Source organism: Rhizobium azibense (assembly GCF_004342325.1).
GTDB classification, from domain to species: Bacteria; Pseudomonadota; Alphaproteobacteria; order Rhizobiales; family Rhizobiaceae; genus Rhizobium; species Rhizobium etli_B.
Map to the genome: position 1 here is coordinate 109,134 of NZ_SMBJ01000005.1, position 19,868 is coordinate 129,001.

The following is a 19,868-nucleotide window of genomic DNA, read 5'->3' on the forward strand; positions in this document are numbered from 1 at the left end:
GCTGCATTGATGAGGTTCCACAATGAAGCATTTGAGATCGACCATCAACATAGGACGCTTGCTGCTGCTCGCCGCGGCAGTGATCGTGCTGCAGACATATCCGGCGCGTGCCGATGGCGAACATCAGAAACTTGCCTGCACGCTTTGCGACGGGCTGGCTTCCCACATGGGCGGCGATCCTGCGCAGCCCTTCGTCCTGCGCAGTTTCGAACCGGCAAACGGCGGGTCGGCTCTCCATCCGGCTCTGGAAAACACCGGCTTTACCTATGACAACGCTCTTGCGCTCATGGCGTTTTACGGCTGCAAGCGAAAGGCCGAAGCGCGCCGCATTGCCGATGCTCTCGTGCTCGCCGTCGAGACGGACCGTCATTATCATGATGGACGACTGAGGAATGCCTACCGGTCCGGTCCAGTCGTTCCCGGCAAGGAGGGAATGCTGCTGCCCGGTTATTGGAGTGCAGCCAGCAATTCCTGGATAGAGGACGGTTATCAGGTCGGCAGTGCGACGGGCAGCACTGCATGGGGCGCACTGGCGCTGCTCACGGCCTACGAGGAGACAGAGCAGCCTGCCTACCTCGACACTGCGCGCAAGATCATGGATTGGATCCACCGCAGCACGGCAGATCCGCAAAACCCTGGCTATTTCGGCGGATTTTTCGGCCATGAGCCGACACCTGAGCGCATGACCTGGAAATCGACGGAACATAATCTCGACGTCTATGCCGCCGACAGCTGGCTTGCGCGTCTGGACGCCGGTGGCGACTGGACCTATCGCGGCGACACTGCGCTCAAGTTCCTGCATGCCATGTGGAACGACGGCGAGGGGCGCTTCTATATCGGCAGCGCGCCCGACGGCAACGCGCCGAACGTCGAGATGTCAGGGCTCGATGCCGAACTGTGGCCGCTGATTGCTGTGCCGGATTTCAAGACAAAGGCAAGGCAAGTCATGGAATGGACCGAGCTGAACCATGGCGTCGATGGCGGCTTCGACTTTAACAGCGACCGGGACGGCATCTGGCTCGAAGGCACAGCGCAGGCGGCACTCGTCCTGCGGCTTGTCGGACAGCCAGAAAAGGCCGAGCCATTGTTCAAGACCATCGCTGCCCAGGTCACGCCCGGCGGGCTCGTCTATGCAACGGTCAACGAGCAGCTTTCGACAGGCCTTCAGGTCGGTCCGAACTCCTTGCCCGGCGATTTCAAATATTACCGTCTACCGCATATCGGGGCGACCGGCTGGGCCGTGCTTGCCGCGCTTGACCTCAACCCTTTCCTCGGCCGCGCGGGCCAGTCGCTGACCAGCAAGGATAGTCCATGTCCCCCGAAGTAGTCACTCTCTCGGACGCCATTCTCTTCTCGCTGCTGGCGCTTGCGCTCATCATGGGCTGCGCTTGGCTGCTCGACAGCCGCCGGGGCAAGGATCGCGTTATATTCGGTATGATCCTCATCGTCATGTTGTTGAACTATCTCTATTTCCGCATCACCAAGACGCTGCCGGATTTCGAATGGAGCGCCTATGCGGTGTGGCCGCGCGCCTATCTCTCTTTCGAAATCGTCGTCATCTTCTATACGGCTCTTTCGATCGTCTTTTTCTTCCGTCGGACCGACCACGGTGCGGCTGCAGACGCGAGCGAACTCACTATCGCCGGCGCCGCATCGCCGCCGGCCGTCGATGTCTTCATCTGCACCTATAATGAAGATCTATCCATTCTGGAACGCACCATCCTTGCCGCCAAGGCGATCGACTATCAGAGTTTCACTGTCTGGGTGCTCGATGACGGACGTCGCGACTGGCTGGAGGATTACTGCACCGAAGTTGGCGTGCGATATCTGCGCCGCAACGACAATGTGGGCGCCAAGGGTGGCAATCTCAACAATGCCATCCAGCAGTCGGCGAAAGAGACCAACGCGCCCTTCATCCTCATTCTCGACGCCGATTTTGCGCCGCAACGCCCCATTCTAAAGCGCACAGTCGGCCAGTTCGCCGATCCACAAATCGGGGTCATCCAGACGCCGCAGTTCTACTACAATGCCGACCCCGTCCAGCATAACCTCCTGGCATCAAAGGCATGGGTGGACGACCAGCGCATCTTTTTCGACGTCATGCAGCCTTCCAAGGACGGATGGGGGGCCGCCTTTTGCGTGGGCACGTCCTGCATCGTTCGGCGCGACGCGCTCGGCCTGATCGGCGGCATGCCGCAGGAAACGGTCACGGAGGATATTCACCTGACCTACCGGCTGCTGCAAAAGGGCCTGAAAACCCGCTGGCTGAACGAACGCCTGAGCGTCGGGCTCTCTGCCGAAAGTCTCTCAGGCTACATTACCCAGCGCTGCCGCTGGTGCCTCGGAACCATTCAGGTCGCGCTGCTCCGTGATGGCCCGTTTCTTGGCCGTGGATACACGTTCTTGCAACGGCTGCATTATTTCCACGGACTGCTCTTCTGGTTTTGCCGCCCGTTCATCCTGCTTTTGATGGCAGCGCCCATCCTCTACTACTTCCTCGGCCTGCCGGCGATCCAGATGGAGCCGGAAGCCTTCTTCCTCTACGCGCTTCCGATGGTCGGCGGCATGTGGGCATTTCATGCGTGGGTTTCCGGGCGGCGCAGCATGCCGCTCTTTACCGAAGTGTCGCAAATGGTGTCGGCGGTCCCCATCACGATCGCCCTGATTCACGCCCTCATTCATCCGTTCGGGCGGCCGTTCAAGGTCACGGCCAAAGGCGAGGACCGGGCGCGCGTCGATGTCCTTTACCCGATCGCCGGGACGTTCCTCCTGGTCATCATCCTTACATTCATGGGTATGCTCAACGGTCCCCTGATGGGCACCTACAACGATCTCGACGGCTTCAGTGTAGCCTGGGGCATGGTCGTCATGGTCTATGCCTTCGTTTCCCTGCTCGTCTGCATAGAGCTTCCGCGAGAGCCGCTTGACAGCATCCGGTTTCCCCTCGCACGGCAGGCAAATCTTGTACGCGACGGCAATCTTGTGCCCTGTACGATTAACACAATTTCAATCAGCAAGGCCGAGATCACGCTGCATGACAATCGGACGGCCAGGCAGATTAGTGCAGGCGACATTCTAATCTTTTCACCCTTCGCCGACTTCGACGTCGCGGCCAGGGTCAGCGACGTCGATATTGCGCGCCTTGCCCTGTCCATGGCGATCGTTGCGGTCCGGGACCGCCGCTACGACTGGAAGATCCGGCAGACCGCCGAGGATGTCCGCCGGAAGATGATCCAGCGCCTGTTCAGCGAGATGCCGCAGGCCATGCCCGCCCGCGCCTATCCGCTTGCCGCCCTCCGCGGCCTCTGGCGCCGGACGTTCAATCCCCCCTCGAAGCTTTTCGGTAGCATCGAAAAGCACGAAGTCAGCGTCAGATCGCGGCAGGCGCCGCGACGGTGGCAGAGGCGGCGTGACCTTGCACCAAGCATGCCGCTTTTGCAGGTTCGAGCGGCGAGTGCTGGGCCGCCGCTGGCGGAATGAACAGAACGGCTTTAGGCGCTTGGTCCTAATGCACACCGTCACATCAGTTAATGGCATTCTTCGACTGATTCCAAGATGGTGCAGCACTAAACCAAACTGCCCAATCCAAGCGGATCATCGACGCCGGTATCGAGCGCCGCAAGAGCCTTGTGGTCCGGCAAAGAAGTTCACTTTTACAGAATTTGAGTTTCCCGTGAGATAAACGATGGCGATGGAAAATCAACGTCATACGAAAGAAATGGTGGGCCCGGAGGGACTCGAACCCCCAACCAAGCGGTTATGAGCCGCCGGCTCTAACCATTGAGCTACAGGCCCTCACGTGGCTTTGCCGCGCGGGCAGCGGGGCAATGGCCCCCCGGTGCGGTTTCGCTCTAGCGCAATTCGGATGCAGCGACAAGACGCCGCCGCAATAGCTTCACAATCAATCTGCAAAGAGTGAGGCGGGATGGCGACAACCAAGGAGTGAAAAAATGGCGCTATGGACTATCAGAAACTTGGCCTTCGGCGTGCTGATCGGCGTACCTGCCGCGCTGGCGGGGCTGTCGGCTTCGGCTGCCGACGAAACAAAGCCGCGCGAGGCGGTGATCACGGTCTCGGGCGAAGGGGAGTCGGCGCTGGCACCGGACATGGCTGTGCTCAACCTTGCCGTCGTCAAGCAGGCGAAGACGGCGCGCGAGGCGCTTGACGAGAACAACAAGGCGATGGCCGGCGTGCTGGCAGCGCTGAAGAAGGGCGGGATTGCCGACAAGGACCTGCAGACCACGGGCTTTTCGGTGCAGCCGCAGTATAATTATCCGCAGAACAACGACGGCCAGCCGAAGCCGCCGGAGCTGATCGGCTATCAGGTTTCCAACGGGCTGACGGTGCGCGTGCGCGATCTTGGCGAGCTGGGTGAAATCATCGACCAGGCCGTGACGCTCGGCGTCAACCAGGGCGGCGACATCCAGTTCACCAACGACAAGCCGGATGCGGCAATCGAGGAGGCCCGAAAGGATGCCGTCGCGGCAGCGATCAACAAGGCAAAGACGCTGTCGCAGGCTGCCGGCGTGAAACTCGGCCGCATCGTCGAGATCAGCGAAAACAGCGCTCGGCCGCTGCCGCAGCCGGTCTACCGTGCGGCGATGATGAAGGAGGCAACCGACGCTGCTGTGCCGGTTCAGGGCGGCGAAAACACCTATAGGGTTACGGTCAACGTCACCTTCGCACTCGAGCAGTAGGCTCAATTCTCCACTTTCAAGTGAAAAAAAGCCGCTGATGTTCTTGAGCGATATCAGCGGCTTATCAGCTGCCGGAGATCCGTCGGCGGCCTGCGCGGCATAAATCGCTTTATCACGCGAGTGTTACACTATAAAATCGATCGTGTTATTCGGTCCGGAGGGAACCCTGGGTTCTGTGTGTCCTGCTTCGATCCCGGCCGATGAGGAGGAACTGGCTTAATCCACAAGAGGAGACAGACATGACGAATGCCTTGCCGCCACTTCACAACGGACACGCCCCGATAACCCTTCAGGAATTGTTCCGCGAAGCGCTCTATGCCTTCGAGGAATGGGATACGGAACTTACCGAGCCGATCGTCACGTTCGAAGGGCGGGTCATCCCGATCAGCCTCGTCTTCGAAGCCATGCGCGAATGCGACGACATCGTGCCGATGAACATCGTCGGCGCAGTCACCGAAAGATTGACCAAACCGTGGGAAGGCGAAGGACCGCTCGATCAGATGAGCTTCTCGACGGCCGCGCGCGTCATGCGCGTGCTGGTGCGCAAACGCCTTCTTGCCAACGGAAGCGCCGATATCATGGCCGTCTCAAGCCGCACAGCAGAACGCAAGCCGCCCGAATGAGCCTTTGAGGGATCGCGCCCGACCCGCGGTCCCGTCACGCTCGCAGGGAACCGCTCTCGCTTCCAATCGTTGAAGACAGACACGAAGGATGTGAGCGCCATGCTGAAATCAATCATACGCGAAATCATGGGTCCGGCGCCGCGTGCGCCCGTTTCGCCGGACTGTCTCAAGCCATTCATTGGCTCAAAGCGCGTGCTCATCATATTTGCGGATGCCGATGATGATCGCGCGGCTGTTCAGGACGAGTTGCTTCGCACCTCTCATCTTCGTTTTATAGAGGATGATATCGAGGTGTTCAGTATCGCCGGCGGAGGAGTGTTTCCGCTTTTCGAAGGCTCTTACGACCTCGACGCCGATGAAATCCGCGATGACCTCGAAGGTCCGCAGCCCGGTGAATTCGGCCTTGTCCTGCTCGACCGGCACGGAAGGGTGAAGTTGCGTTCCAGCGAGCCCGTGCCTCCCGAGGAAATCATCGGCGCGCTGTCGTCGATGCCGCACTGAACTTCGGTAGAATCGCGATTTTTGCTTTACTTTTGCCGTTGGATGCAGATGTTCTCTGCCGGTTCGATGACGCAAGAGGAGCGAGGTTTATGACTATCGAGGAAGATCTCGGCCAGATCGCTGAACAGGAAAAGGTTCTGAGCTTTGACGCCTTCGACCTCACTACTGCCTGGCAACTCGGCAAGCTCTTGCAGGAACTCGCCACCGAACGCGGCCTTGGCGTGGCAATTGACGTCACGCTGCAGTCCATGCCGGTCTTCTACGCAGCGCTGCCGGGCGCCACTCCCGACAATGTCCAATGGGTTCGCCGCAAGCGCAACATGGTATTCCGCTATTGGAAGAGCAGCTATGCCTGTGGTCTGAAGCTGCAGAAGGACGGAAAGACGGTCGAAGACAACGGTCTATCCGGCGCCGACTACGCCCCGCATGGCGGCAGTTTCCCAATCAACGTCAAAGGAACTGGCTGCATCGGCGCCGTCACGGTTTCGGGTCTGCCGCAGCGCGACGACCACAACCTCGTCGTGGAGGCGCTGTCGCTGATACTGGCGAAGGATTTGGATACCTTGCGGCTGAGTTAACATCTTCCGCCTTTCAAGCGGGAAAGATGTTAATCCGTGTGTGGCGATGGCCGACCCGTGAACGCTACTCCAAAGGAATGATGGCGTCAGGGAAAAGCCTCCGGCCTCATGTTGGGGAGTTGCCTCAAATCCTCCCGCCGGTCTCTAAGATGCCCTTGGTCAGGCTGCCGGTCGCCGGGAAGAGCGGAATGAGGCAGGCCTGGAGCGCGTGGTAGATATCACCCTTGCCTGGGAAGAGGCTGTGGGACGGAACGAGCTCTTCCGTCAGCTCTTCGTGCCAACCGCCGTTTTCATGGTCGATAAAGGCGCGTTCGATGATGTTCCAGATCTTGCGGTAGCTTTGCTCGTGGAAGTCGCTCGGCAGGTGCTCGTTGAGGAAATGGGCGGCGGCGGCGCCCTCGCAGGCGGGCCACCAGAGCTTGTTGCGCTTGACTGGCTTGTCGTCCCAATCGAGCGTGTAAAAGAAGCCGCCCTTGTCGTCGTCCCAACCGAGCGCCATGGATTGTGCGAAGAGGGCCTTCGCCGCGTCGGGCATCCAGTCGTGGCGCTTGCCGCCGAGTGACCACAGCTGCAGGAGGAGACGGGCCCATTCAAGCCAGTGGCCGGGCGTGGTGCCGGCGGGACGGAACATCTCGTTTGGATGATAGTAGTTCTTGTCGAGTGCCCAGTCGGCGCTGAAATGCTCGGCGACGCGCCAGCCGACGGAACCTGCCGACCGCAGAATGACGAGATCGGCGATGCTTTCGGCCTTGGCGAGATAGTTCTTGTCGCCGGTGGCCTCGAAGGCCGCCATCAGCGCTTCGGTCAGATGCATGTTGGAGTTCTGGCCGCGATAGGCGCCGCCGTCGAGGGGTTGCCAGTCGGATGTGAATTCTTCGGCGATGGCCCCATGCACAGGTTCCCAGAACCGTGAATTGAGGACCTCGGTGATGTCGGCCAGCATGCCGTCGGCCAGCGGATGGCCGATGGTTTTCGCTGAGGACGCGGCCAAAAGGACGAAGGCATGGCCATAGCCCTGCTTGTTGGAATCGACCGGGCCGTCATTGTTCAGCGACCAGAAGTAGCCGCCGTTCTTCTTGTCGCGATGATGATTCCAGAGGTAGTCCATGCCATGGTCGACGACGCCGGCTGAACCCGGACGGCCGAGAAGGACGCCGAGCGAGAAGCAGTGGACTGCGCGCGAAGCAATGTGGATGCTGCGAACCTGTCCCTCGGCATTTAGCGGCCTGCCATGGTCGTCGAGATCGTAAAAACCACCCTTGGGATTGACCGAATTGTGCTGGAAGAAATCGAAAAGGCCGTTCGCCTGGGCAAGAAGCCAGTTGCGGTGATATGCGCGGGCGCTCCAGTTTCCGAGCCCGGTTCCGCCAATTGCAGGTGCCATGTTACTCCTCCGATTTCGTGCACAACGCCTTGCGAAATGGCCTATACAGGGCACGCTCGAGTCTGTCACCCGCCAGGTGTTCCAAACACCGAAACGCCTAGCATATATTGACATAAAGATATCTTTATGTGATTTGGTCACTTTAGTCTTTAACGACGTCAAGGAGTCCGCCCGTGTTCGACAATCTTTTTGGTCCCGAAGGGGCAAAACGCGACGGCAGCGAAGTCTTTGCAGCTCTGCGGAAAGCCGCGAGCGAGCGGATCCTCGTTCTTGACGGCGCCATGGGCACGCAGATCCAGGGCCTCGGCTACGATGAGGATCAGTTCCGGGGCGAGCGCTTTATCGGCTGCGCCTGTCACCAGAAGGGCAATAACGATCTTTTGATCCTGACGCAGCCGGATGCTATCGAGGAAATCCATTACAAATACGCCAAGGCCGGCGCCGATATTCTCGAAACCAACACCTTCTCCTCGACCCGCATCGCGCAGGCCGATTATCAGATGGAAGGCGAGGTCTATGCTCTCAACAAGGAAGGCGCCGAGATCGTGCGCCGCGCAGCGATCCGCGCCGAGCGCGAGGATGGCCGCCGCCGTTTCGTGGCAGGCGCCATCGGCCCGACGAACCGCACCGCCTCGATTTCGCCGGATGTGAACAACCCGGGCTTTCGCGCCATCAGCTTCGATGAACTGCGCATTGCCTATGGCGAGCAGATCGATGGCCTCATCGATGGTGGAGCAGACATTGTCCTCATCGAGACCATCTTCGATACGCTGAATGCCAAGGCTGCAATCTTTGCCTGTGAGGAGCGGTTCGAAGCCAAGGGTATTCGCCTGCCGGTGATGATCTCGGGCACGATTACCGATCTTTCCGGCCGCACGCTGTCTGGACAGACGCCTTCGGCCTTCTGGAACTCGGTACGCCACGCCAATCCGTTCACGATCGGCCTCAACTGCGCGCTCGGTGCCAATGCGATGCGTCCGCATCTGCAGGAGCTCGCAGCTGTAGCCGACACCTTTGTCTGCGCCTATCCGAATGCCGGATTGCCGAACGAATTCGGCCAGTATGACGAAACGCCGGAGCTGATGGCGGGGCAGATCGACAGTTTTGCCCGCGAGGGCCTCGTCAACATCGTTGGCGGCTGCTGCGGCTCGACGCCGGAACATATCCGCGCGATCGCCGAGACAGTTGCCAGGTACAAGCCGCGGCCGATTCCCGAGCATCGGCCCTTCATGTCTTTGTCCGGCCTTGAACCCTTCGAACTGACCAAGGACATCCCTTTCGTCAACGTCGGCGAGCGCACAAACGTCACCGGTTCGGCCCGCTTCCGCAAGCTGATCACCAATGCCGATTATACGGCAGCGCTCGATGTCGCCCGCGATCAGGTGGAAAACGGTGCGCAGGTCATCGACATCAACATGGACGAGGGCCTGATCGATTCGGAAAAGGCAATGGTCGAGTTCTTGCACCTGATTGCAGCCGAGCCCGACATTGCCCGCGTGCCGGTGATGATTGACTCGTCGAAGTTCTCGATCATCGAATCCGGCCTGAAGTGCGTTCAGGGCAAGCCGATCGTCAACTCGATCTCGCTGAAGGAAGGCGAAGAGAATTTCCTCGCCCAGGCGAAGCTGCTGCACCGTTATGGCGCGGCCGTCGTCGTTATGGCCTTCGACGAGACGGGGCAGGCGGATTCTTATGAGCGCAAGGTAGAAATCTGCACGCGCGCCTATAAGCTCCTGACCGAGAAGGCGGGTTTCCCGCCCGAAGACATCATCTTCGATCCGAACATCTTTGCGGTCGCGACCGGCATCGAGGAACACAACAATTACGGCGTCGATTTCATCGAGGCGACGCGTACGATCCGCCAACGCATGCCGCTCGTGCATATTTCCGGCGGTGTTTCCAATCTGTCCTTCTCGTTCCGCGGCAACGAGCCGGTGCGCGAGGCGATGCATGCGGTGTTCCTCTACCACGCCATCCAGGCTGGCATGGACATGGGTATCGTCAATGCCGGCCAGCTTGCGGTCTATGACCAGATCGATCCGGAACTGCGCGAGGCTTGCGAAGACGTCGTTTTGAACCGCCGGCCGGACGGTACCGAGCGCCTGCTCGAAGTCGCCGAACGTTTCCGCGGTGCAGGGACGAAGGAAGCCAGGGTTCAGGATCTTTCCTGGCGCGGATGGACGGTCGAGAAGCGTCTTGAACATGCTTTGGTCAACGGCATTACCGAATACATCGGGGCCGATACCGAAGAGGCCCGCCAGAAGGCGGCACGTCCGCTCCATGTCATCGAGGGCCCGCTGATGGCCGGCATGAATGTCGTCGGCGATCTGTTTGGCTCGGGCAAGATGTTCCTGCCGCAGGTCGTCAAGTCGGCGCGCGTCATGAAACAGGCTGTCGCCGTACTGCTGCCCTACATGGAAGAGGAAAAGCGTCTCAATGGCGGCGACGAGAGGCAGGCTGCAGGCAAGATCCTGATGGCGACCGTCAAGGGCGACGTGCACGACATTGGCAAGAACATCGTCGGCGTCGTGCTAGCCTGCAACAATTACGAGATCATCGACCTCGGCGTGATGGTGCCGGCGACGAAGATCCTCGAGACGGCAGTGGCCGAAAAGGTCGATGTCATCGGCCTTTCGGGCCTCATCACGCCTTCGCTTGACGAGATGGTGCATGTGGCAGCCGAGATGGAACGTGAGGGCTTCGATATCCCACTGCTGATCGGCGGCGCGACGACCAGCCGTGTACATACGGCGGTGAAGATCCATCCAGGCTACAACAAGGGCCAGACGGTTTATGTGACGGATGCGAGCCGCGCCGTCGGCGTCGTCTCGTCCTTGCTGTCTCCGGATACTCGCCAGGGCTATATCGACGATATCCGCTCTGAATATGCCAAGGTTGCCGCTGCCCATGCGCGCAGCGAAGCCGAGAAGGTTCGCCTGCCACTTTCCCGCGCCCGCGAAAATGCGCAGCAGGTGGATTGGGCTTCCTACAAGCCGACCAGGCCGCAGTTCACCGGCACCAAGGTGTTCGAGGATTACGATCTGGCCGAAATCGCCAAATACATCGATTGGACGCCGTTCTTCCAGACCTGGGAGATGCGCGGGCGCTTCCCGGCAATCCTCGAAGACGAGAAGCAGGGCGAAGCTGCGCGCCAGCTCTGGGCCGATGCACAGGCGATGCTCAAGAAGGTAATCGACGAAAAGTGGTTCCGCCCACGCGCCGTGATAGGCTTCTGGCCGGCCAACAGCATCGGCGACGATATCCGTCTCTTCGCCGATGAGGCGCGCGACAAAGAGCTTGCGACCTTCTACACCCTCCGCCAGCAGCTTTCGAAGCGCGACGGCCGCCCGAACGTGGCGTTGTCGGATTTCGTCGCACCGGTTTCGAGCGGCGTCGAGGACTATGTAGGCTGCTTCGTGGTGACGGCGGGCATCGAGGAAATCGCCATCGCCGAGCGCTTCGAGCGGGCGAACGACGACTACTCCTCGATCCTCGTCAAGGCGATCGCCGACCGTTTCGCGGAGGCCTTTGCCGAGCGCATGCACGAACGGGTCCGACGCGAATACTGGGGCTATGCCAAGGATGAGACGCTTAGCAACGAGCAACTCATCACCGAGGAATATGCCGGCATCCGCCCTGCGCCGGGCTATCCGGCGCAGCCCGACCATACAGAAAAAGCGACGCTCTTCCGCCTGTTAGACGCCGAGAAGGCAGCCGGCGTGAAACTGACAGAAAGCTACGCCATGTGGCCCGGCTCTTCGGTCTCGGGCCTCTATATCGGCCATCCCGATAGCTATTATTTCGGGGTCGCCAAGGTGGAGCGTGACCAGGTCGAAGACTATGCGGTTCGAAAGGGCATGGAGATTTCCAAAGTGGAACGCTGGCTCGGGCCGGTACTCAACTACGTGCCGCGCAAGGCCGCCGAGGAGATCGACGACGCGGCATGAGTGCCGTGTGTGCGATGTAGGTGTTGATTCATGAAACCCGGAAAGTGAATCACTTTCCGGGTTTATGTATTTGATAACTCTACATATTCTTGCATTCATTCTCCGGTGCTAACCGATGGATAATGACGACATTAGAGCCTGGGAAGGCGAGAATTGAACGCAGTTCTGCGCGATACCGCACGGTTGGGCCACCTCGCTGACCGGCGATGAGCTGATCACCTTGCCACCGATGACCGCTGGGCCGCTCGCATCTGGCAATTCTCAGGCCCCGATCGTCAGCTCTGCCACGAAATCATAAGCGTCGCCACGATAGAGCGAGCGGGTGAATTCGACCGCGCGCCCCGAACCGAGATAGGAGATACGCTCGATCGATAGGCCGGCGGCGCCAACGGGAACACCAAGGAGATGGGCGTCGGCGTCCTTCATATTCGTGGCAGAGATGCGCTGCACCGCGCGTACCGGACGAACCTGGCGCCGCTCCAGTTCAGCATAAAGAGATGTCGTCACCACGAAAGGATCCGGCAGGAATTCGCCGGAGACACTGGCATTTTCGATTGCCAGAGGCTGGTCGTCGGCGATGCGCAGGCGGCTCAGCCGCGAGACCTTGATGTCGGCGGCAAGGCCGAGAATCATCATCTCGTCGGGCGAGGGGGTGTGGATGCCCTTGTGCAGCCATTCGGAGCGAGAGGTCATGCCGCGGCGGGCCATATCCTCGGTAAAGGAGGTGAGCTGCGACAGGCGCTGTTCGACCTTCGAGACCGGCTTGGTCACAAACGTGCCGGACCCATGGCGGCGCACGAGCAGGCCGTCCGCGACGAGTTCGTCTATCGCTTTGCGGACCGTGACCCTACTGACGGTCGAGAACTCCGCGATGTCACGCTCCGGAGGCAAGGCGTCGCCGTGGCCGAGGGTACCGGCACGGATGGCCTCTTCAAGAGTGCGGCGCAGCTTGACATAGAGCGGGCCGCTGCCGCCGGCTTGAAGGCGCTCGGGGGAAAGAATGCTGGCAAAATCATCCGTCATGCCGCGCCCTTCTGTCGCTCCTGAAGATAATTTACTGCGAGTTCGATCGCACCCTGGAGGACATCGCCTTTAGGCACTCTGAGGAGTGCTTTATGCCGCTCGGCCAGCCAGGGTTCGTAAGCCCCCGCGAGGCCGCCGAGCAGACAGATCGCCGGGCATTCCGGCCAGAGGAGGGCGTCCAGGTTTTCGTCGATCGCCAATGCGGCGTCCTTGATGATGCCAATTGCGATCTTGTCGCCTTGTGCGGCGTAGTCGAAGACAAGCGGCGCGTATCGCGCAAAATCCCTGGGTTTCGAGGCGTGGGCGAATTCGACGACGCGTTCGGGGTCGCCGCCATATTCAGCCATGAGCTTTGCCGTCAGCGGCGAAGACGGGCGCACCTTGTCGTAGGCGAGCAGCGACTTTTCCAAAAGGTCGCGGCCGAGGCGCGCACCGCTCGCCTGATCACCGACGACGAAGCCCCAGCCGCCGATGCCTCGCAATTTGCCGTCCCGGCGCGCATTGTAGACCGAACCGGTGCCGAAGGCGCCGATGACGCCGTCGGAATCGCCAAGCGCGCCCTGAAGCGCGATCAGAGCATCAGTGACGACATGGCCGTCTGCGAAGGGCAAGTTGCGTTCGATGCGGGCTCCGTAGTCGCCGACATTGGCGCCCGCGACTCCGACAACTGCGGAGACTTTGGAGATGGTTTCTGCAGGCAGGCCCGCTTCGCGCAGAGCATCGTGCGCTGACTCCACGATATTGAGGAGAGAGCCGTCTAGATCGGACAGGATGTTGGCAGGCCCCGCCTTGCCGCGGCCCAGAACATTGCCCCTTCTGTCCGCAACTGCAGCACGGCAGCTCGATCCGCCTCCGTCTATGCCGATTGCCAGTTCCGTCATCGAACCTCCGAACGACGCATCCATTTGGTTTTATTACCATACCAAAAAAATACCATTTACCAAGCGGAATTGGCGCGAAAAATCTGCATTTGTATCTCTTTGATTTTTAAAGATAAAATTTTTAAATGAAGCTTACGGACGTCAAAAGTTAAAATTCGGCTGGACAATTGGTATTTTTTTGGCATTAATTCTGGAAAAGGGAACAGCACGTAGAGGCAGATGGAAACCGGCGTCAGGACACCAGCCGGTCTCTTTGAGAAAAGGTGGAACTACGATTGCCGCGTCGGCGCAAACGCCGTGGAGATCGAGCCGCCTGCAGCTTTTCCTTAAGGATAATATCGCGCCCGGTTCAGCGTATCGGCAGGGCGCATACGGGCCGGGGCGTCTTCGCCTTCAGCGTCCGTCTGGCTTTCGGGGGTCGGCAGGTGATGACGGCCCTTCCAAGGGGAGTTGGGTGTAGCCTTCAGGCACGCCAACTGCTTGTTTCAGAACCAAGATAGCGCCCCCGCGGCGCTTAAAACAGGAGAGGGAAATGAAAAACACTGCTCTGAAAAGCCTGCTGCTTGCCTCCAGTCTGCTTACGTCTGCCGGCTTTGCCTATGCTGCGGACGTCACGCTGACGATCGAAAGCTGGCGCAACGACGACCTGCAGATCTGGCAGGAAAAGATCATCCCGGCCTTCGAGGCCAAGAACCCGGGCATCAAGCTCGTTTTCTCGCCGACTGCGCCGACTGAATACAACGCATCGCTGAACGCAAAGCTCGATGCCGGATCGGCAGGCGACATCATCACCTGCCGCCCGTTCGACGCCTCGCTCGAACTCTTTAACAAGAAGCAGCTTGCTGATCTGACAAGCCTGCCGGGCATGGAAAACTTCACGCCGGTTGCCAAGGCTGCCTGGTCGACCGACGACGGCAAGTCGACCTTCTGCGTTCCGATGGCTTCGGTCATTCACGGCTTCATCTACAACAAGGATGCCTTCGACAAGCTTGGCATCGCCGTTCCCAAGACGCAGGACGAGTTCTACGCCGCGCTCGAAAAGATCAAGGCGGACGGCACCTACATCCCGATGGCAATGGGCACCAAGGATCTTTGGGAAGCCGCAACCATGGGCTACCAGAACATCGGCCCGAACTATTGGAAGGGCGAAGAGGGCCGCATGGCCCTGATCCAAGGCAAGAAGAAGCTGACGGATGCCGAGTGGGTCGAGCCTTTCAAGGAACTCGCCAAGTGGAAGCCCTATCTCGGCGACGGCTTCGAAGCGCAGACCTATTCCGACAGCCAAAACCTCTTCACGCTCGGCCGTGCAGCGATCTACCCGGCCGGCTCGTGGGAAATTTCGCTGTTCAACAGCCAGGCGCAGTTCAAGATGGGCGCATTCCCGCCGCCGGTTCCGAAGGCTGGCGACACCGGCTACATCTCCGACCATCCGGACATCGGCGTCGGCTTGAATACGAAAAGCCCACATCCTGAGGAAGCAAAGAAGTTTTTGAGCTGGGTTGCTTCCTCCGAATTCGCAGACATTTACGCAAACTCGCTGCCAGGCTTCTTCAGCCTGAACTCGAATCCGGTGAAGATGAGTGACCCGCTGGCTCAGGAATTCGTTTCCTGGCGTGGCCCGTACAAGTCGACCGTCCGCTCGACCTATCAGATCCTGTCGCGGGGCACGCCGAACCTCGAAAACGAAACCTGGGTTGAATCAGCCAATGTCATCAACGGCACCGATACGCCGGAAGTGGCTGCCGAAAAGCTCCAGAAGGGTCTAGACGGCTGGTACAAGCCGGGCAAGTAAGCCGCAAGAAGGGCGGCGATCTTCGCCGCCCTCGTTCCTGTGCTCGTCACAGGAAAAAAGCCCAGCGAAGTCTTTCGCCTGAGAAGAGTCTCCCGTGGCGCCGTGGCGGCGAACTGGATCCCTGTTGATCGGCATAAACCGAAGACAGGGACGAGGGAGAGAACGAAGCAAAGCGAGCCTGAAACAATGACCGATCTGACATCGGCAACCCCGATTTCGCTCAAGCGCCCGGTGCGCTGGCATATCGGTGTCTTTCTTCTTCCGGCAATCGTCGTCTATTCGGCGATCATGATCCTGCCGTTGATCGAAACGCTCAGGCTATCGTTCTACAATGTGGTTGACGGTGTGCCCGCCTTCGTTGGCCTTGCGAACTACAAGGTCCTGTTCGGCGATCCACGCTGGGCGCAAGATTTCTGGAACGCGCTTGTCAACAACCTGATCTTTTTCGCCATCCATATGTGTGTGCAGAATCCGATCGGCGTTGCGCTGGCGGCGCTCCTGTCCACGCCGCGGCTGCGTTTCGTCGCCTTCTACCGCACGGCGATGTTCCTGCCGACACTGCTTTCCTTCGTGATCGTCGGCTTCATCTGGAAGCTCATCCTCTCGCCGATCTGGGGCGTTGCACCCTGGCTCATGAGCCTTGTCGGCATGAAATCCTTCTTCGCGCCGTGGCTCGGCCAGTCCGGCCCGGCGCTGGTCGCCGTCTCGCTGATTTCCAACTGGCAATATATCGGCATCCCGATGATGCTGATCTACGCGGCGCTGCTCAGCATTCCGGAAGAGGTGATCGAGGCGGCAGAATGCGACGGCATCACCGGCTGGGCACAGTTCTGGAAGATCAAGCTGCCGCTGATCCTGCCGGCGATCGGCATCATCTCGATCCTGACCTTCGTCGGCAATTTCAACGCCTTCGACTTGATCTACACGGTGCAGGGCGCGCTTGCCGGTCCCGATATGTCCACCGACATTCTGGGAACGCTGCTCTACCGCACCTTCTTCGGCTTCCAGCTGCAGCTCGGCGACCGCTCCATGGGGGCGACGATCGCGACGACGATGTTCCTGATCATCCTCGCTGGCGTCTCTTTCTATCTTTTTGCCATCCAGCGGCGCATGCGCCGGTATCAGTTCTAAGGAGCGTGGTCCATGTCCAACAGAGCACGCACATCGCCCATCCGCACCGGGCTCGTTCACCTGGCTTTGATCGGTTACACGCTCGTCGCCATCTTTCCGGTGTTTCTCACGATCATCAACTCGTTCAAGGACCGCAACGCGATCTTCCGTTCGCCGATGCAGCTTCCAACGCCCTCGACCTTCAGCCTTGTCGGCTATCAGACGGTGCTGGGGCAGGGCGACTTCGCGACCTATTTCCAGAACAGCTTCATCGTGACGGTCGTCTCGATCTTCTTCGTGCTGCTGTTCGGCGCGATGGCGGCGTTCGCCTTGTCCGAATACCGCTTCCGCGGCAACGCGCTGATGGGCCTCTACATGGCGATCGGCATCATGATCCCGATCCGCCTCGGCACGGTCGCGATCCTGCAGGGCATGGTGGCAGCGGGTCTCGTCAATACGTTGACAGCGCTGGTTCTAGTCTACACGGCGCAGGGCATTCCGCTGGCGATCTTCATCCTGTCGGAATTCATGCGCACGGTCTCCGATGACCTGAAGAATGCCGGCCGCATTGACGGGCTTTCCGAATACGCAATCTTCTTCCGGCTGGTGCTGCCGCTTGTGCGCCCGGCTATGGCGACGGTTGCGGTCTTTACGATGATCCCGATCTGGAACGATCTCTGGTTCCCGCTGATCCTGGCGCCGGCCGAATCCACCAAGACCGTCACGCTCGGCTCGCAGATATTCATCGGGCAATTCGTCACCAACTGGAACGCCGTTCTGGCTGCGCTGTCGCTGGCGATCCTGCCGATCCTCGTGCTCTACGTCATCTTCTCGCGGCAGCTGATCCGCGGCATCACCTCCGGAGCAGTGAAATGACCATTTCGCAGAAGCCGGTCCGTGTTCTCGTCGCGGGGCTCGGCAATATGGGCCGCAGCCATGCGCTCGCCTATCACAACAACCCGGACTTCGAGATCGTCGGTCTCGTCAACCGCTCGAAGCCGGAGCTTGCGCCGGAGCTGCTGGGCTACAGGATCTATCCCGACTTCGAGACGGCGCTGACCGAACTGAAGCCCGATCTCTGCTCCATCTGCACCTATTCCGACAGCCATGCCGATTATGCGGTCGCCGCATTCGAGGCCGGTTGTGATGTCTTCGTGGAAAAGCCGCTTGCAACGACCGTTGCCGACGCCGAGCGCGTCGTGGCGGCTGCGAAGAAGGCCGGGCGGAAACTGGTGATCGGCTACATCCTTCGCCATCATCCGTCCTGGATGAAGCTGATAGAGGAAGCGCGGAAACTTGGGCCGCCTTATGTGTTTCGCATGAACCTCAATCAGCAATCCAGTGGCCCGACCTGGCAGACGCACAAGTCACTGATGCAGACGACATCGCCGATCGTGGATTGCGGCGTGCATTACGTCGACGTCATGTGCCAGATCACCGATGCCAAGCCCGTCGAGGTGCGCGGCATGGGGCTGCGACTTTCCGGCGAGATCGCGCCGGACATGTACAATTACGGCCACCTGCAGGTGATCTTCGAGGACGGTTCCGTTGGATGGTACGAGGCCGGCTGGGGGCCGATGATCTCGGAGACGGCCTTCTTCGTGAAAGATGTCATGTCGCCGAACGGGGCGGTCTCGATCGTCATGGACCCGAACGCGAAATCCGACGACATCGACACGCACACCAAAACCTCCGTCATCCGGCTGCACAGTGCCGAGACGGGGCCGGAGGGCAAGTTCGTCAGGCCGGATCAGGACATGACGATGGCGGGAGAACCCGGCCATCAGGAGCTCTGCGAGCGCGAGCAGTCCTTCATGCTCAAGGCCATTCGCGAGGATCTCGACCTCAATCGCCACATGGCCGATGCCGTTGCATCGCTACGAATCTGCCTCGCCGCCGATGAGAGCGTGCGCACTGGCAAACCGGTCAAACTGCAAGGGAACGACTAGTGGGATCGCTTCAACTCAAATCCATACGCAAGACCTATGGCACGCATGAGGTGCTGAAGGGCATCGACCTTGAGGTCAGGGACGGCGAATTCGTTATTTTCGTCGGACCGTCCGGTTGCGGAAAATCGACGCTGCTGCGCAGCATCGCCGGCCTCGAAGACGTGACGTCCGGCGCCGTCCTCATCAACGGAAAGGACGAGACGCTGAAGCCGCCCGCCAAGCGCGGTATCGCCATGGTCTTCCAATCCTACGCGCTTTATCCCCACTTGACGGTGAAGGACAACATGGGGCTCGGCCTGAAGCAGGCCGGAATGCCGAAGGACGAGATCGACACGCGCGTCGGCAAGGCATCGTCGATGCTGTCGCTTGAGCCCTATCTCGCGCGCCGGCCCGCCGAGCTCTCCGGCGGCCAGCGTCAGCGCGTCGCGATTGGCCGCGCCATCGTGCGCGAACCGGAACTTTTCCTCTTCGACGAGCCGCTTTCCAACCTCGATGCGGCACTGCGCGTCCAGACGCGCCTGGAGATCGCCCGCCTGCATCGCAGCCTGAAGGCGACGATGATCTACGTCACCCACGACCAGGTCGAGGCGATGACGCTGGCCGACAAGATCGTCGTGCTGAACGCCGGTGCAATCGAGCAGGTCGGTTCGCCGATGGAACTCTACAATCGTCCGGCAAACGTCTTCGTCGCTGGCTTTATCGGCTCGCCGATGATGAACTTGATCCCGGCAGAGAAGCTCGGCGACAAGGAGGCAAGGACGATCGGCGTTCGTCCCGAGCATCTGACGCTTTCACGCGAGCAGGGGACCTGGAAGGCCAAAATCGTGCATGTCGAGCATCTCGGCGCCGATACGATCGTCTATCTGGAGTCGGATCAATGTGGCCTGCTGACGGCGCGCCTGTTTGGCGAACACAAGTACGAGCCGGACGAGATTGTTTATGCGACGCCGGACAAGGCACATATGCATCGCTTCGATGCCAAGGACCAAGCGATCCGTTAGGTCGCAAGATAGATTTTCGCCCTCGAGCTGGCTTGTTTGATACGTATCTTCAGCTCATCCGAGGACGGGCCGCATGAAGCTTCGTTCGTAGCTGATGATGCTGCGGTTGCGGCGGTCGAGCTCGAAGGCCGCCTGGCACTCGGTGTCCGTCGCCATGCGTGTACGATAATCCTCGTAGGCGGCAAGGCTCGGGAACGAAAAGAGGGCAACGGCAATGTTGTTGGCGCCTTCGGACGGCAGGAAGTAGCCGTGATGGGTACCGCCCATCCGGTTGACGATCGGAATCCAGAGCCGAGCATATTCCTCGAATTCCGCGATCTTATAAGGGTCGAGGACGTAGCGCAGATGGCAGGTAATCATCGAAATATCCTCGAATGATGTT

At 59.9% G+C, this 19,868-nt stretch carries 16 protein-coding genes and 1 tRNA gene; 12 read left to right on the forward strand and 5 right to left on the reverse strand.

Annotated elements, in window-relative coordinates; all coding sequences use genetic code 11:
* Nucleotides 1-22 precede the first annotated feature (22 nt).
* Together EV130_RS13755 and EV130_RS13760 are read left to right on the forward strand one after the other, a co-directional pair.
* Nucleotides 23-1,327 carry a hypothetical protein gene (locus EV130_RS13755; protein ID WP_132550501.1) on the forward strand — a complete coding sequence of 435 codons (1,305 nt, stop codon included), beginning with the start codon at nucleotides 23-25 and terminating at the stop codon, nucleotides 1,325-1,327.
* Nucleotides 1,312-3,480, forward strand: coding sequence for a glycosyltransferase family 2 protein (locus EV130_RS13760; RefSeq protein ID WP_132660570.1), 2,169 nt, complete (start codon nucleotides 1,312-1,314; stop codon nucleotides 3,478-3,480). Before EV130_RS13755 ends, EV130_RS13760 begins: the two co-directional genes overlap by 16 nt.
* A 239-nt stretch (nucleotides 3,481-3,719) precedes the next feature.
* Here EV130_RS13760 and EV130_RS13765 read toward each other — a convergent pair.
* Nucleotides 3,720-3,795, reverse strand: a tRNA-Ile gene (locus tag EV130_RS13765).
* Nucleotides 3,796-3,950: 155 nt separating this feature from the next.
* On the opposite strand from EV130_RS13765, the gene EV130_RS13770 reads away from it, so the two are divergent.
* The 4 genes from EV130_RS13770 to EV130_RS13785 all read left to right on the forward strand — a co-directional run bounded on the left by EV130_RS13770 (nucleotide 3,951) and on the right by EV130_RS13785 (nucleotide 6,399).
* Entirely contained in the window at nucleotides 3,951-4,697 is a 747-nt protein-coding gene (locus EV130_RS13770; RefSeq protein WP_074061797.1) for an SIMPL domain-containing protein, read from the forward strand.
* A gap of 239 nt (nucleotides 4,698-4,936) precedes the next feature.
* A complete protein-coding gene (locus EV130_RS13775) occupies nucleotides 4,937-5,320 on the forward strand; it encodes a BRA0787 family protein (RefSeq protein ID WP_074061796.1) in 384 nt (127 codons plus the stop codon).
* A 99-nt stretch (nucleotides 5,321-5,419) separates the two neighbouring features.
* Nucleotides 5,420-5,821 carry a DUF4174 domain-containing protein gene (locus tag EV130_RS13780; RefSeq protein ID WP_074061795.1) on the forward strand — a complete coding sequence of 134 codons (402 nt, stop codon included), beginning with the start codon at nucleotides 5,420-5,422 and terminating at the stop codon, nucleotides 5,819-5,821.
* A gap of 89 nt (nucleotides 5,822-5,910) precedes the next feature.
* Nucleotides 5,911-6,399 (forward strand): heme-degrading domain-containing protein, encoded by a 489-nt coding sequence (locus tag EV130_RS13785; RefSeq protein ID WP_074061794.1) that lies wholly within the window; start codon nucleotides 5,911-5,913, stop codon nucleotides 6,397-6,399.
* Between the two features lie 124 nt (nucleotides 6,400-6,523).
* On the opposite strand, the gene EV130_RS13790 is transcribed toward EV130_RS13785, so the two are convergent.
* On the reverse strand, nucleotides 6,524-7,783 hold the full coding sequence (locus tag EV130_RS13790) for an AGE family epimerase/isomerase (protein WP_132550497.1): 1,260 nt from the start codon (nucleotides 7,781-7,783) through the stop codon (nucleotides 6,524-6,526).
* A 173-nt stretch (nucleotides 7,784-7,956) separates the two neighbouring features.
* On the opposite strand from EV130_RS13790, the gene metH reads away from it, so the two are divergent.
* The gene (gene metH / locus EV130_RS13795) at nucleotides 7,957-11,730 is read left to right on the forward strand and encodes a methionine synthase (protein ID WP_074061792.1); all 3,774 of its coding nucleotides are present in this window, start codon (nucleotides 7,957-7,959) and stop codon (nucleotides 11,728-11,730) included.
* Nucleotides 11,731-11,991: 261 nt separating this feature from the next.
* Here metH and EV130_RS13800 read toward each other — a convergent pair whose 3' ends face one another.
* Together EV130_RS13800 and EV130_RS13805 are read right to left on the reverse strand one after the other, a co-directional pair.
* Nucleotides 11,992-12,753 (reverse strand): GntR family transcriptional regulator, encoded by a 762-nt coding sequence (locus EV130_RS13800; RefSeq protein ID WP_074061791.1) that lies wholly within the window; start codon nucleotides 12,751-12,753, stop codon nucleotides 11,992-11,994.
* Nucleotides 12,750-13,634, reverse strand: a complete 885-nt coding sequence (locus EV130_RS13805; RefSeq protein WP_074061790.1) for a glucosamine kinase nucleotide-binding domain-containing protein — start codon at nucleotides 13,632-13,634, stop codon at nucleotides 12,750-12,752. The genes EV130_RS13800 and EV130_RS13805 overlap by 4 nt, the downstream gene beginning before the upstream one ends.
* A gap of 532 nt (nucleotides 13,635-14,166) precedes the next feature.
* Between EV130_RS13805 and EV130_RS13810 the strand changes: the two genes are divergently transcribed.
* From EV130_RS13810 to EV130_RS13830, 5 genes are all read left to right on the forward strand, one after another.
* Nucleotides 14,167-15,426, forward strand: coding sequence for an ABC transporter substrate-binding protein (locus EV130_RS13810; protein ID WP_074061789.1), 1,260 nt, complete (start codon nucleotides 14,167-14,169; stop codon nucleotides 15,424-15,426).
* Between the two features lie 186 nt (nucleotides 15,427-15,612).
* A complete protein-coding gene (locus EV130_RS13815) occupies nucleotides 15,613-16,557 on the forward strand; it encodes a carbohydrate ABC transporter permease (protein WP_132550495.1) in 945 nt (314 codons plus the stop codon).
* 12 nt (nucleotides 16,558-16,569) lie between these two features.
* Nucleotides 16,570-17,412, forward strand: a complete 843-nt coding sequence (locus tag EV130_RS13820) for a carbohydrate ABC transporter permease (RefSeq protein ID WP_074061787.1) — start codon at nucleotides 16,570-16,572, stop codon at nucleotides 17,410-17,412.
* On the forward strand, nucleotides 17,409-18,485 hold the full coding sequence (locus EV130_RS13825) for a Gfo/Idh/MocA family protein (RefSeq protein ID WP_074061786.1): 1,077 nt from the start codon (nucleotides 17,409-17,411) through the stop codon (nucleotides 18,483-18,485). The genes EV130_RS13820 and EV130_RS13825 overlap by 4 nt, the downstream gene beginning before the upstream one ends.
* Nucleotides 18,485-19,486 carry an ABC transporter ATP-binding protein gene (locus tag EV130_RS13830; protein ID WP_074061785.1) on the forward strand — a complete coding sequence of 334 codons (1,002 nt, stop codon included), beginning with the start codon at nucleotides 18,485-18,487 and terminating at the stop codon, nucleotides 19,484-19,486. The genes EV130_RS13825 and EV130_RS13830 overlap by 1 nt, the downstream gene beginning before the upstream one ends.
* 54 nt (nucleotides 19,487-19,540) lie before the next feature.
* Here EV130_RS13830 and EV130_RS13835 read toward each other — a convergent pair whose 3' ends face one another.
* Nucleotides 19,541-19,846 carry an NIPSNAP family protein gene (locus EV130_RS13835; protein WP_074061784.1) on the reverse strand — a complete coding sequence of 102 codons (306 nt, stop codon included), beginning with the start codon at nucleotides 19,844-19,846 and terminating at the stop codon, nucleotides 19,541-19,543.
* Nucleotides 19,847-19,868: the final 22 nt, after the last annotated feature.

Coding starts and splice junctions, on each gene's coding strand:
- EV130_RS13755 (WP_132550501.1), top strand. CDS start 23: ATGAAGCATTTGAGATCGACCATCAACATAGGACGCTTGCTGCTGCTC.
- EV130_RS13760 (WP_132660570.1), top strand. CDS start 1,312: ATGTCCCCCGAAGTAGTCACTCTCTCGGACGCCATTCTCTTCTCGCTG.
- EV130_RS13770 (WP_074061797.1), top strand. CDS start 3,951: ATGGCGCTATGGACTATCAGAAACTTGGCCTTCGGCGTGCTGATCGGC.
- EV130_RS13775 (WP_074061796.1), top strand. CDS start 4,937: ATGACGAATGCCTTGCCGCCACTTCACAACGGACACGCCCCGATAACC.
- EV130_RS13780 (WP_074061795.1), top strand. CDS start 5,420: ATGCTGAAATCAATCATACGCGAAATCATGGGTCCGGCGCCGCGTGCG.
- EV130_RS13785 (WP_074061794.1), top strand. CDS start 5,911: ATGACTATCGAGGAAGATCTCGGCCAGATCGCTGAACAGGAAAAGGTT.
- EV130_RS13790 (WP_132550497.1), bottom strand. CDS start 7,783: ATGGCACCTGCAATTGGCGGAACCGGGCTCGGAAACTGGAGCGCCCGC.
- EV130_RS13800 (WP_074061791.1), bottom strand. CDS start 12,753: ATGACGGATGATTTTGCCAGCATTCTTTCCCCCGAGCGCCTTCAAGCC.
- EV130_RS13805 (WP_074061790.1), bottom strand. CDS start 13,634: ATGACGGAACTGGCAATCGGCATAGACGGAGGCGGATCGAGCTGCCGT.
- EV130_RS13810 (WP_074061789.1), top strand. CDS start 14,167: ATGAAAAACACTGCTCTGAAAAGCCTGCTGCTTGCCTCCAGTCTGCTT.
- EV130_RS13815 (WP_132550495.1), top strand. CDS start 15,613: ATGACCGATCTGACATCGGCAACCCCGATTTCGCTCAAGCGCCCGGTG.
- EV130_RS13820 (WP_074061787.1), top strand. CDS start 16,570: ATGTCCAACAGAGCACGCACATCGCCCATCCGCACCGGGCTCGTTCAC.
- EV130_RS13825 (WP_074061786.1), top strand. CDS start 17,409: ATGACCATTTCGCAGAAGCCGGTCCGTGTTCTCGTCGCGGGGCTCGGC.
- EV130_RS13835 (WP_074061784.1), bottom strand. CDS start 19,846: ATGATTACCTGCCATCTGCGCTACGTCCTCGACCCTTATAAGATCGCG.